Consider the following 12,625-nt stretch of genomic DNA (forward strand, 5'->3'; position numbering starts at 1 on the left):
GCGTTGATCCATGTCCCCGTCCGCTGCGCCGTGGCGATTTCCCCCTTGCCGCGCTGGCCGCGGCGTACCGTGGCAGCTAGACATCTCGTCAAACCGAACAACGGCCAAGGAATGGAAGAGGTCATGAGCGCAGTTCCCGGAACAGTCGTCGTCACCGGTGCCGCAGGCGGCATGGGCAAGCCCGCAGCCATCCGCTTCGCCTCGCGCGGGCGCTCGCTGCTGCTGTGCGATCTCCATGCCGAGCCACTGGAAACGCTGGCCTCTGTGCTGCGCGGGACCGGGGTCAAGGTCGACGTGCTGGCCGGCGACATTGCCGCGCCAGACTTTGCCGAGCAGATCCTTGCAAAACTGGGTGATTCGCCGATCTCTGCACTGGTACACACCGCCGGCCTCTCGCCCACGATGGCGGACGGAGAGCGGATCTTCTCCGTCAACTACGATGCCACCGAAAGGCTTCTCGCCGGCCTGCTGCCGCGCTTCTCGCAAGGCGCCTGCGCGGTGCTGATCTCGTCGGTTTCCGCCTACATGCTCAACGATCCGGCCATGCTTGACGCAATCCGCAAGTTCGTCGCCACCGGCCACCGCGAGGAAATTGCGCAGTTCGTGACCGATCCGGGCATGAGCTATGCGATCTCAAAGAAAGCGGTGGTCCATCTCGTCGAGCGCGAAGCAGCGCCCTTCGGCGTGATGGGTGTGCGGATCGTCTCGGTGGCACCGGGCTTCATCGACACGCCGATGGGCAAGGCCGAAGCGGAATCGAACGCGCAGCTGCGCGCCATGATCGGCATCGTCCCGCAAGGCCGCATGGGCCACGGGGACGAGATCGCCTCGGTCGTCGAATTCCTGTGCTCGCCCGGCGCGTCCTATATCAGCGGGACCGACATCCGCGTGGACGGCGGCATCATCGGCCACCTGGGCATGATGCACGCGGGCCAGTAGCCGCGTTCAGGCCTTCGACAAGTCCCATTCGCATTCCACCACCGTGGCAATGCGGAAGGCCGTGCGGTCGAACAAGTTCTTCTCGTCCTCGATGATCTCGTCGGGCATCAGGCTGGTGGTGATGTAGGCCAGCGTGCCGCGATAAATCTTCTCGTCCTCGAACCACAGTTCGGTAATGACGTCCGGCGCATCGGTGAATTCCCCGGTCTCGGGATGGCGCTGGCGATCGATGTAGCGGCGGATGTAGCGCGAAACGCCGCTTGAATACTTTTCCGCGAGCGGGGCATGCTTCGTTTCGTAGTAGTCGCGGAACTGTTCGACCGAAATGTCCGGCCGACGCTTCATGAACAGCAGGATCTTGTAGGTCTCGCCCGGCATTGTGTCTCTCGCTCTCCCGGCCCGTTGCGGCCTTTTCAGCGAGCCTACCACAGGTCCATCGCCTGCTTGCGCCGCCACGGCGATCAGAACGCGGCGATTTCGGATGTTCTTTAGCAGCCCCCGCCAAGCGGACGCTGGTAAAGTCGCGCACACGGCACAGCACATTTTCGCAGCAACCACGACTGCCTTGTCCGCGGAGGCCCCATGATCAGTTCATCCTACCGCCCCTACAAGCCTTATCTCCCGCAGGGGGTCGGTGAAATCATGGACATGGAAGAGATTCTCCGGGCCAGCAACCGCCGCAAGCGTCGCTCCCAAGGGTAAGACGCGGGCATGGAAAAGCCCGGGAGAGCTTATTCTCCCGGGCTTCCCTTGTGCCTCAGTTCACCGACTTGGGACTGTAGACCTCGTCCTCCGACGCATCGTTGTCCGCCGCTTCGGGAGCCATCGGGACTTCCGGCTCCACAGCGCCCTTGACCATCGTGGCCAGCGAGGCGCCGTCGAGGCCGAGTTCCTTCATCAGCCCGTCGATCACCGGCGCCTGCGCGCGATAGGCGAGAGCGGCACTGACCGCATCGTTGGCCAGGTTGCCCGAGCCCCCGCCATACGAAGCACCGGGAGCCCCCGCGCCGGCCGAACCGCCACCCTTCTGGGTGAGGCCGTCGACCTGCACGATCTTGATCGAATCGATCGCTTCCATCGGCCGCACGCTCTCGCGCACGACTTCGGGCAGGACCTTGAGCAGCGCCATCTTCATCTGCAGCGAGACCTGATCCGAAGACAGGATGTTCGCCGCCTCGTTGATGGCCCGCTGACCGGCAGCCTCGACCTCGAAGCGGACACGCGCGGCTTCCGCACGCAGCTTCTCGGCTTCGGCCTCGCCTTCCGCTTCGAGCCTTGCGGCTTCGGCGCGGTTGGACGCAGCTTCCTTTTCGGCCTCGGCTTCCACCTTGACCGAGATCGCCTGACGCTCGGCTTCCTTGGCCGCCTCGATCAGCTCGATCCTCTTGAGACGCTCGGCCACCTCGGTTTCGCGGCTGGTCGTGACCTGCTCCTCGGCGGCAACCGCCTTGGCGCGGGCTTCGTCAGCCTGCGATTTGGCCTGGCTTTCCTCGCGGCTCTTGTTCTGGATCGCGATCTGCTGTTCCTGACGGGCCAGTTCGACCGCCTGGGCCTGCGCAATGCGGGCTTCCTCGATCGTGCGATCCGCCTCGATCTGGCGGGAGTCCACCTGCTGCTTCGCCTCGATGCGGGCTTCATCGGCCTCGCGGCCGCGCGCGGCCTGTTCGCGAGCGACTTCCGCCGCCTGCTCGGCCCGGCGCATTTCGACTTCACGCTCCTGTTCGAGGCGCGCGAACTCGTTGTCGCGCTGGATCTGCAGCGACTGGCGATCGGCTTCGAGGTTCTTCGACTCCATCTGCACGCGCGTGTCCTGCTCGATGTCGTTGCGCGTCTTCTTGCGCAGCTCGATCTGCTCGGTCAGCTTGGTAAGGCCTTCGGCGTCGAACGCGTTGTTCGCGTTGAAGTGCTCGATCGAGGTCTGGTCGAGGCCGGTCAGCGAGACCGATTCCAGTTCCAGACCGTTCATCGCAAGGTCCGCTGCGGACACCTGTTGCACTTTCTGGACGAAATCCGCGCGCTGTTCGTGAAGCTGGTTCATCGACATGCCCGCCGCAACCGAACGCAGCGCGTCGACGAACTTGCCCTCGACAAGGTCCTTGAGCGCCTCCGGGTGCATCGTGCGCGCACCCAGCGTCTGCGCGGCCATGGCAATGGCCCCAGCATCGGGACGGACGCGCACGTAGAACTCCGCCTTCACGTCGATCCGCAAGCGGTCGAGCGTGATGAGCGCGTCTCCGTTCTTGCGCTCCACCGCAAGACGCACCGTGTTCATGTTGACGGGCATCGTCTCGTGGAAGATCGGCAGCACCAGAGCGCCGCCGTTCATCACGACCTTTTCGCCGCCGATGCCCGTTCGCACGAACGCGATTTCCTTGCTGGCACGCCGATAAAGGCGCGCCAGCATCACGCCGAACACGATCAGCAGGACCACGATGCCACCGGCGATCACGCCGATGCCCAATAGGCCGTTGGAAAGCCCGTCCATTTTCATTTCTCCTTCAAGGGGATGCAGCGGACGGCACAATGCCCCGCGCTCGATTTCATCCCAACTCAACTGCGCGCACGCAGTTAAGCTCGAATGACCTCGAATGGCCTTCCCCACGCCCAGAACAGGCGCACGGCGGCAGACAGGTTTCAGTCAAAACCCGGCATCGCCGACTTGAACACCCGGATCATGCTGGCAGTTTTTACGTCAGGCCCTGAATGGATCAGTCACCAACCCGTAAAACAGGATCGCAGCCTGCACGAACTGCGTTCGATACTGGCGCTCATCTTCCGCTTCTCCGAACCAAGATGCTGCGGACGGCACAGCGCCCCGCTCTCGATTTCACCTTGTCTTTGAGTGCTATAGCGGAAGGCGGATACGACTCATAGCGAAACCGGATTATTGCGAGTCGATTGCATTTAGGATTGCAGAAATTTAATCCGCGATTGCGAGGACTTGGCCCTCACATTTCCGCTACTTCGTCATTGCGAGCGACCGCAGGCCGCGCGGCAATCCAGAGTGGCGCGGCACCGCCTTGGATTGCTTTGCCTGCGGCTCGCAATGACGAAGTCATGAGGTTTTGTTGCTGAAATCAAGGGCCGCTCTCGAAAACGGCATGTTCCAGACACACCACGTGCCATATTCGCGACTCTACGACTTGTGCCCGGACACCGGAGGTTCGCTCAGTCCCGCTCCGCCTCCGCTTCGGCCCGATCAGTTTCGTCAGGCAGGCAGGTTACGCGTCCAACCGCGATCTCGTCGATTTCCAGACGGCGTATGTGCGCACGCTTTATCGAGAGCCGTCCGATCGCCAAGGCGCCTATAGCGACCGCGCCGACGGCGAGCGCTCCCATGGCGAATGCGCCCACGGCGAGCGCACCAATCGAACCGGCGCCCGTCGCGGAGGCGCCCGACGCGATGGCGCCGTGACTTTTCGTGCTGGATACGAGTTGCTTCATGCCCCTGCCCTTCCCGGTTCCGGCCAAAAGAAACTTCTCCGCGCGCCGATCAATCCAGCTTCGGCAGGTAGTGATCCCCACGCGCGATGGCCTTGAACAGCTCGCCCTCGCGCCGCACCAGCAGCACCTTTTCGCTCTGGACGAAACGCTGACCGGCATTGTCGGGTTCCAGCATCACGTAATGCGTCTGCCCGAAATGGTCGGTGACTTTGGCGCGCGCTGGATTGCCCGGGGTGGCCGTGCCGATCACCACTTCCGCCTCGCGCCCGACGAGCGCGGCGACGTTTATGGCGGTCGTCTCGTCCTTGGGCAGCACGCGGCCGAGCGGGCGCGATATAGCGCCAGTCGCGGGCAGCGCCACGAACGCGGCGCCCGCGCTCACCAGCCAGGCGGACCAAGGCGCGCCGGTCAGGGCTTCGAGGAAGTGCTGCCCAGCAAGACCGGTCACGCCGAAGATCGACAGCAGGATCATCAGCCACATCATGAACGGCACGCGTCCGATGCCGATCAGCGAGAGCAGCCCGGCATCGACGGCCATGTCGCCATCCACGTCGAGATCGGCGTCCACGCCGGCATCGCCCCCGATCAGATCGCCAAGGCCGACCAGTTGCAGCACCGCGAGCAGCAGCACCACGCCCAGCGCCACCGAGAACGGCAGGCTTTCGGGCTGGGTCAGCAGCTCAATCACGATCGACGTACTTGGTTTCGAGGAAGCGGTTGCGCGTTGCCAGGGCATCAATGTCGTTGCGCGACAGGTCGAGGCTCATCGCCTCGATCTCGTCGGAAATGACGCTGAGGCCGTCGAGGAGTTGTTCCGAAGGGCTCGTACCGCCCACGCCCGGTTTGCCGCGCAGGGCGGCCGGAATGCGGGTGTAGCTGTCAACCAGCCCCGGCAGATGCTCGGACAGCAGCTTGCGCACCTCGCGTGCTGCGGGGCCGTTTTCCTCGATCGTGGCGAGTTGCGGGGCGATCTGCTCGAGGCGCACGCCGATCATGTCGATGGCATCGATCGCGGCATTGGGCAGCGCCCGGCGCTTGCCTTCCAGCCACAATTCGGCCGAACCGGCCAGTTCCGGCAGGCTGGCGCTTTCGAGGTCCCCGGCATGCGTGCGCGGGGCCGCGGGATAGATCGAGAGCACCACGAACACCGCGATACCCAGCAGTATCGCACTCATCGATACGCCGAACGACAACCCGCCGAGGGCAAGCGCGGCCACCAACGCGGCGATCCAGATGCCCGACAGCGCCAGAAACGCACGGCGGATGCGGCGCAGGCGAAAGCGCCAGCGCTCCTTGCGGGCGTTGTAGAGCCGCGCCGCGCGCTGGCGGCGGGCGGCACGGATGATTTCCTGCGATACGCGGGCGGGCGTCTGAGGCATGATATGCCGTCCCTACCAGTTCGTCATTGCGAGGGCCGAAAGGCCCGCGGCAATCCAGAGCGGCGCTGCACCGCTCTGGATTGCTTCGCCTTCGGCTCGCAATGACGAGCGAATGGGGAATGAGGTAACGGTGGAAACAACCATCGCTTACTGGTCCACCGCCTCCAGCAACGACGGCGCGGCCGTGCCGTCCGCCGCGACGCCTTCGGCCTGCCCTTGCGCGCGGGCGATATAGGCCTTGGACTTGCCGATTTCGTCTTCAAGCGACGTGACGGTCTGCTTCATCGAATCGAGCGCCTTCAGCTTGAAAGTGTCGATCGAATCCATCGTGTCGTAGATGTTCTGGAACGCGCGGCTCAGCGTCTCGAGCGGGATCGTCGCACTCGCTGCCTGCTCGTGGATGCGCGCGGTGTTGTCCTTCAGCATCTGGCCAGTACCGTCGATGATGTTGGCGGTGGTCGTGTTGAGCGCGGTGATCTGGTCGAGCACCAGCTTCTGGTTCGCCATGGCCTGCGCGACCGTGACCGCCGTGCGCAGCGCGCCGACGGTGGTGGTGGAAGCCCGGTCCACGCCCTTGATCAGCTCGACATTGTTCTTCTTCACCAGATCGAGCGCGAGGTAGCCCTGCACCGTTACCGCCATCTGCGTGAGCAGGTCCTGCGTGCGCTGGCGGACATAGAACAGCGCGCTCTCGCGTACGGCCTTGGCCTTGGCGGGATCGGTGTGGTCCAGATCGTTGGCCTTTTCCTCCAGCGCGGTGTCGAGCGCCTTGGACATGAAGACCATCTGTTCGAGCTTGCCCATGGCCGCCCACAGGTTCTGCCGCTCCACGTCGATCGCGGCATTGTCCATCAGCAGCTCGTCCTTGCCGTTCTGCAGACGGGTGAGGATGGCGCTGATGTGGCCCTGCGCGCTCTGGTAGCCTTCGAAGTAGTTGCGCAGCTTCGAGCCGAACGGGATGATCCCGAACAGCTTGCGCTTGGACAGCAGGTCGCCCTTGGTCGAGGGATCGAGATCCTCCACCGTGCGGCGCAGTTCGGCCAGATCGGCGCCGACGCCGGCATCCTTGTCCATCGCGCGCACCGGACGGTCGAGGAAACGGTTGGACTGGCCCGCCGCCTCGGAAATTTCCTTGCGGCCCATGTTGGTAATCTGGTCGACGCGGCGGCCGAACTCGGGCGAACTGGAATCCTGCGAAACCAGATCGTCGACGAATTCGCCGACACGGATCTGCAGCTTGGACTTCTGCTCGTCTCCCACCGGCACGAGACCGGCGGCGCGCTCGGGCTTTACGGCCGGCACGGGATCGGGCGGGGTCAGCTTGAGCTCGCCCACGGTATCCTGGTCGGTCATCACGGCCATGTTGGGAAATCCTCGTCTTTCAAACCCCGGAATAGAGGGAAATCTAGGATTACCGTCGCGCGACTACAAGAAAAACCGGTCCTTCGCGCCCGTTGTACTCGACGAACACCTGATGGAGATCGACATTTGTTGCTGACGGGCGCTTCCGACGCCGTGCGTATCGCGCGAGACGAACGGAATGGGATGGCGGAACATTTCCGTCATCCCAGCGCAGGCTGGGACCTCTCTCGAGGTTGCGCTGAGTTCGCAACGATCCCAGCCTTCGCTGGGATGACGATCCACGCCACCTCCGACCCCCGCTCAGGCTGAGCTTGTCGAAGCCCCTAGCAAACGAGCAGCATCGAATCGTCACGCGCCACCACGGCCAGCGAAAGCCCGGCCGCCTTCGCGCGGCGCACGGCCAGATCGGTGGGCGCGGAAATCGTCACCAGCATCGGACAGCCGGCCCGCACTGTCTTTTCGACCAGTTCATAGGAGCAGCGCGAGGTCATGATGATGAAACCGGCGGCAGGATCGGTGCCCCGCCGGGCCAGGGCGCCAATGAGCTTGTCGAGCGCGTTGTGCCGCCCGACGTCCTCGCGCACCAGCAGCACCGCGCCGCTCTCGTCGCAAAAGGCCGCCGCGTGCGAGGCGCGCGTGGATGCGCCGAGCGGCTGGCGCTCCGCAAACGCGCCGAGCGCGCGCCCGATGGCCTCCGGCGTAGCACCACTACGCCGGGTCAGTGCTGGAAGCGGGCGCAGCGCCGCTTCGACACCCTCGATCCCGCAAATGCCGCAGGAACTGTCACCCACCCGGCGCCGGGCGCGCTCGACGATCGGCCCCAGACGATCGGGCGGAAGGTTCACACGGGCAACATGGCCGGTTCCCCATTCCCCGTTCTCTACCGTGTGCAAGGCGACCTCACCGACTTCGCCCGCATCGGCCAGCCCCTCGGCCATGAGAAAGCCGGTCACGAAATCCTCCAAATTGACCGGCGTCGCCATCATCACGGCATAAGCGATTCCATTGGTCTCAATCGCCACCGGCGCCTCTACGGGAATGGCGAAAGCTTTCGCCGCTTCGGCCTCCGGTCCGTAAGCGCTGCGCCGCACGTGGACCTCTGCCGTACCTTCGATGGCTTGTGCCTGTTCCAGTTCGCTGCTCCTGTATGCGTCCGACCACGCCCTGATACCCGCTTCGCGCGCGAGATTGAACGTATCGCGTTCTCCGCCCGATTCCGGAGCGGAGCAAGGCCCGTATGACAGCCGAAGCGCGTTCCTGAAGGAGCTTGGCGGCGAGATTTTTCACTCCCGCATCCATCAGCCATGAAGGGCATTGATGTATTCTATTTTGAATTATCGTGACGATTTTCCTATATTATTACTCATTATGTATACATAACGTCACCCTCCATCGCTCTCGCGCTACGCCCCGGCGATACAGATAGACCGCAAATTGCCCACAACTGCTGCCAATTTGGCTTGCGGCGGCTAACCGCCTTGCCCTAAACGGCCGGCCTCGCGCCGGCGTCACGCACCAGAACAGAGGGCATGCAGGTCGTTTCCCGGAGCGTTTGTAGAGACGTGGCCCCGATGGCCCGGCTCCACCCCGTTCAACAGGATTGGTACGCACCGAAATGAGTTGGCTCAGCAAGGTCCGCAATTCGCTTTCGAGCCTGGCGAAGCGCGACACGCCCGACAATCTCTGGATGAAATGCCCGAGCTGCGGCGAGATGCTGTACGCGAAGGACTTCGAGGCCAATCTCTCGGTCTGCCCGCGCTGCGAGCACCACGGCCGCATCGGCGCCCAGGCCCGCTTCGAGCAGATCCTCGATCCCGGCTTCACCGTACTGCCGACGCCCAGGGTGGCGGAAAACCCACTCAATTTCCGCGACACCAAGAAATATCCCGACCGCCTCAAGGCCGCCCGCGCCGCCAATCCCTATCCCGATGCCCTGACCAATGCGATCGGCACGATCGAGGGTATAAAGGCGGTGCTGGGCGTGCAGGACTTCAAGTTCATGGGCGGCTCGATGGGCATGGCCGTGGGCGAGACCTTCGTGGCCGGCGTCGAGCGCGCCATTGCCGAAAAGTGCGGCTACGTGATCTGCACCGCGGCGGGCGGTGCCCGCATGCAGGAGGGCATCCTCTCGCTGATGCAGATGCCCAAGACAACCGTGGCCACGCGGCGCCTTGCCGCAGCCGGCCTGCCTTACATCGTGGTCCTTACCGATCCCACCACCGGCGGCGTCACCGCGAGCTTTGCCATGCTCGGCGACGTGCAGATCGCCGAGCCGGGCGCGCTCATCGGCTTTGCCGGCCAGCGCGTGATCCAGGATACGATCCGCGAAAAACTCCCCGACGGCTTCCAGCGCGCCGAATACCTGCACGACCACGGCATGGTCGACATGGTGGTCCACAGAAAGGACCTGAAAACGACGCTGGCAACGCTGCTTGGATACCTCAACCGAAAGGAAGTCGCGTGAATATCGATAGCGCCCTGGTTCGCGAGCTGGCCGAACTGCTGGCCGAAACCGGCCTGTCCGAAATCGAGGTGGAAGACGGCGATCGCAAGATCCGCGTCAGCCGCCAGATGGTGCAGCAGATGGCCGCCCAATACGCTGTGGGCGCGCCCGCCATGGCAATGCCCGCCGCGCCGGCTCCCGCAGCGGCTCCGGTCGCCACACCTGCCGCCGAGGCCGCTCCCGCCACCGCTCCGGTTGATGCCGTGAAATCGCCGATGGTCGGCACCGTCTACCTCGCTCCGGAACCGGGCGCGGCCGACTTCATCTCGGTCGGCAAGGCCGTGAAGGAAGGCGACGTGCTGCTGATCGTCGAGGCCATGAAGGTGATGAACCAGATCACCGCGCCCAAGTCCGGCACGGTCACCGCCATTCTCGTCGACAACCAGCAGCCGGTCGAATTCGACCAGCCGCTCGTCGTGATCGGCTGAGAGACGCCATGGGCATCAAACGCCTCCTGATTGCCAACCGCGGTGAGATCGCCCTGCGCATCCACCGCGCCGCGCGCGAAATGGGCATCGAGACCGTCGCGGTGCACTCCACCGCCGATGCCGATGCCATGCACGTGCGCCTCGCCGACCATGCCGTGTGCATCGGCCCGCCGTCCGCTTCGGACAGCTATCTCAATGTCGCCGCGATCATCTCGGCGGCCGAGATCACCCATGCCGATGCGATCCATCCCGGCTATGGCTTCCTCTCCGAGAACGCCCGCTTCGCCGAGATCGTCGAAGCGCACGACATCGCCTGGGTCGGCCCCAAGCCCGAGCACATCCGCACGATGGGCGACAAGGTCGAAGCCAAGCGCACCGCCGGCGCGCTCGGCCTGCCGCTGGTCCCCGGGTCCGACGGCGCGATCGAGGACTTCACCGAGGCGCGCGCGCTGGCCGAAAAGATCGGCTACCCCGTAATCATCAAGGCCGCTTCGGGCGGCGGCGGGCGCGGGATGAAGGTCGTGAACTCGGCCGAGGAACTCGAAAGCCAGATGGGTCAGGCCCGTTCGGAGGCCAAGGCGGCTTTCGGCGATGCCACCGTCTACATGGAAAAGTACCTCGGCAATCCCCGGCATATCGAATTCCAGGTCTTCGGCGACGGCAATGGCAAGGCCGTGCATCTGGGCGAGCGCGACTGCTCCCTGCAGCGCCGCCACCAGAAGGTTCTTGAAGAAGCCCCCTCCCCCGTCATCACCCCCGAAGAGCGCGAGCGCATGGGCGGCATTGTCGCCAAGGCCATGGCCGACATGGGCTATCGCGGCGCGGGCACGATCGAGTTCCTCTGGGAAAACGGCGAGTTCTACTTCATCGAGATGAACACGCGCCTGCAGGTGGAACACCCCGTGACCGAGGCCATCACCGGCGTCGACCTCGTCCGCGAGCAGATCCGCATCGCCGATGGCAAGCCGCTCTCGTTCACGCAGGACGAGCTGGAGTTCAAGGGCCACGCCATCGAGTGTCGCATCAATGCCGAAGACCCGTGGAACTTCACGCCCTCGCCCGGCCTCGTGAGCAGCTATCACGCGGCGGGCGGCATGAACGTGCGCGTCGATTCCGGGCTCTATGCCGGATACCGCATTCCGCCCTACTACGATTCGATGATCGGCAAGCTGATCGTCTCGGGCCGCACCCGCAAGGGCGCGATCATGCGCCTGAAGCGCGCGCTGGAGGAAATGGTGATCGAGGGCGTGAAAACCTCGATCCCGCTCCATCAGGAACTTCTGGAAGATCCCGAGTTCAACAGCGGCGACTACACGATCAAGTGGCTCGAAGAGTGGCTGGCGAAACGAAACGACACGGCGCGAGCGGATTGATGGCGATCTGCTCCTCTTCCCTTGTTCGTCATTGCGAGCCGCAGGCGAAGCAATCCAGGGCGGTCTACGCCTGCTCTGGATTGCCGCGGGGCTTCGCCCCTCGCAATGACGGGACCGGGGAGAGCGCCAAGCACATTGAGACTGGGTTAGCATGATTTCGTTCCTGGAATTCGAAAAGCCGATCGCCGCGCTGGAGGCCCGCATCGCGGAGCTGCGCGCGACCGCCAGCGACAGCGACCTCGACATCGAAAGCGAGATCGCCAAGCTCGAAAAGAAGAGTGCGGCGATGCTGACCAGCACTTATGCCAGGCTCTCGCCCTGGCAGAAGACGCAGGTCGCCCGCCATCCGCAGCGCCCGCACTTCCTCGACTACGTGAAGCTGGCCTTCACCGATTTCGTGCCGCTGGGTGGCGACCGTCTCTATGGCGAGGATCAGGCGATCATCGGCGGCCTCGCCCGGCTCGATGGCCGCAAGGTCATGCTGATCGGCCACGAAAAGGGCCACGACACCGCCACGCGCATCAAGCACAATTTCGGTATGGGCAAGCCCGAAGGCTACCGCAAGGCGATCCGCCTGATGGAGATGGCCAGCAAGTTCGGCCTGCCCGTCGTCACGCTCGTCGACACTTCGGGCGCCTTTCCCGGCGTCGAGGCCGAAGAGCGCGGACAGGCAGAAGCCATCGCCCGATCGACCGAGGCCTGCCTTGCGCTGCAGGTGCCGATGGTCGCCGCGATCGTCGGCGAAGGCGGCTCAGGCGGCGCGGTGGCGCTGGCGAGCGCCAACAAGGTGCTGATGCTGGAGCACGCGGTCTATTCGGTGATCTCGCCCGAAGGTGCCTCCTCGATCCTGTGGCGCACGCCGGACAAGGCCGCCGATGCCGCCACCGCCATGAAAGTGACCGCGCAGGACCTGCTGGGCCTGAACGTGATCGACGCCGTCGTGCCCGAGCCGACGGGCGGCGCCCACCGCGACCCCGTCGCGACGGCCCGCGCGCTGGCCGATGCCATCGGCAGCGAACTGGCCGGGCTGGAAGGCAAGAGCAGCGCGGAACTGCTGAACCAGCGCGAGGAGCGCTTTCTCGCCATCGGCTCGCTCTAGCTGTACCCCAGCGGCGCTCCCACACCTCCGCTGACACGTGACAACGCCTCCGGGCGTTCGCTTTTTACGCGCACCTCGTCCGGTTAATGGCAATGGAC

12 protein-coding genes are annotated in these 12,625 nt (G+C 64.5%); 5 read left to right on the top strand and 7 right to left on the bottom strand.

The features are described 5' to 3' along the window. Nucleotides 1-123 precede the first annotated feature (123 nt). Nucleotides 124-939 carry an SDR family NAD(P)-dependent oxidoreductase gene (locus NZK81_RS05265; protein WP_260044567.1) on the top strand — a complete coding sequence of 272 codons (816 nt, stop codon included), beginning with the start codon at nt 124-126 and terminating at the stop codon, nt 937-939. A 6-nt stretch (nt 940-945) separates the two neighbouring features. Here NZK81_RS05265 and NZK81_RS05270 read toward each other — a convergent pair whose 3' ends face one another. From NZK81_RS05270 to fdhD, 7 genes are all read right to left on the bottom strand, one after another. Continuing rightward, nucleotides 946-1,317: an EthD domain-containing protein gene (locus tag NZK81_RS05270; protein ID WP_260044569.1), complete on the bottom strand. Its 372-nt coding sequence runs from the start codon at nt 1,315-1,317 to the stop codon at nt 946-948. A 379-nt stretch (nt 1,318-1,696) separates the two neighbouring features. Continuing rightward, complete coding sequence (locus NZK81_RS05275; RefSeq protein ID WP_260044571.1) at nt 1,697-3,424, bottom strand: flotillin family protein; 1,728 nt, start codon at nt 3,422-3,424, stop codon at nt 1,697-1,699. A gap of 683 nt (nt 3,425-4,107) precedes the next feature. Beyond that, nucleotides 4,108-4,383, bottom strand: coding sequence for a hypothetical protein (locus NZK81_RS05280; RefSeq protein WP_260044573.1), 276 nt, complete (start codon nt 4,381-4,383; stop codon nt 4,108-4,110). A gap of 49 nt (nt 4,384-4,432) precedes the next feature. Continuing rightward, a complete protein-coding gene (locus NZK81_RS05285; protein WP_260044575.1) occupies nt 4,433-5,071 on the bottom strand; it encodes a YqiJ family protein in 639 nt (212 codons plus the stop codon). Further along, a complete protein-coding gene (locus NZK81_RS05290) occupies nt 5,064-5,762 on the bottom strand; it encodes a hypothetical protein (RefSeq protein WP_260044576.1) in 699 nt (232 codons plus the stop codon). Before NZK81_RS05290 ends, NZK81_RS05285 begins: the two co-directional genes overlap by 8 nt. A gap of 147 nt (nt 5,763-5,909) precedes the next feature. Beyond that, complete coding sequence (locus NZK81_RS05295; RefSeq protein ID WP_260044578.1) at nt 5,910-7,124, bottom strand: toxic anion resistance protein; 1,215 nt, start codon at nt 7,122-7,124, stop codon at nt 5,910-5,912. A 323-nt stretch (nt 7,125-7,447) separates the two neighbouring features. Next, complete coding sequence (gene fdhD / locus NZK81_RS05300) at nt 7,448-8,215, bottom strand: formate dehydrogenase accessory sulfurtransferase FdhD (protein WP_260044580.1); 768 nt, start codon at nt 8,213-8,215, stop codon at nt 7,448-7,450. A gap of 524 nt (nt 8,216-8,739) precedes the next feature. Here fdhD and accD point away from each other — a divergent pair. The 4 genes from accD to NZK81_RS05320 all read left to right on the top strand — a co-directional run bounded on the left by accD (nt 8,740) and on the right by NZK81_RS05320 (nt 12,527). Further along, nucleotides 8,740-9,588, top strand: a complete 849-nt coding sequence (gene accD / locus NZK81_RS05305) for an acetyl-CoA carboxylase, carboxyltransferase subunit beta (protein WP_260044582.1) — start codon at nt 8,740-8,742, stop codon at nt 9,586-9,588. Beyond that, the gene (gene accB / locus NZK81_RS05310; RefSeq protein ID WP_260044583.1) at nt 9,585-10,055 is read left to right on the top strand and encodes an acetyl-CoA carboxylase biotin carboxyl carrier protein; all 471 of its coding nucleotides are present in this window, start codon (nt 9,585-9,587) and stop codon (nt 10,053-10,055) included. The genes accD and accB overlap by 4 nt, the downstream gene beginning before the upstream one ends. Before the next feature lie 8 nt (nt 10,056-10,063). Continuing rightward, nucleotides 10,064-11,428, top strand: a complete 1,365-nt coding sequence (gene accC / locus NZK81_RS05315; RefSeq protein ID WP_260044585.1) for an acetyl-CoA carboxylase biotin carboxylase subunit — start codon at nt 10,064-10,066, stop codon at nt 11,426-11,428. Nucleotides 11,429-11,579: 151 nt separating this feature from the next. Beyond that, nucleotides 11,580-12,527, top strand: a complete 948-nt coding sequence (locus tag NZK81_RS05320; protein ID WP_260044587.1) for an acetyl-CoA carboxylase carboxyltransferase subunit alpha — start codon at nt 11,580-11,582, stop codon at nt 12,525-12,527. Nucleotides 12,528-12,625: the final 98 nt, after the last annotated feature.

Source organism: Novosphingobium mangrovisedimenti, assembly GCF_025153475.1.
Taxonomy (GTDB): Bacteria; Pseudomonadota; Alphaproteobacteria; order Sphingomonadales; family Sphingomonadaceae; genus Novosphingobium; species Novosphingobium mangrovi_A.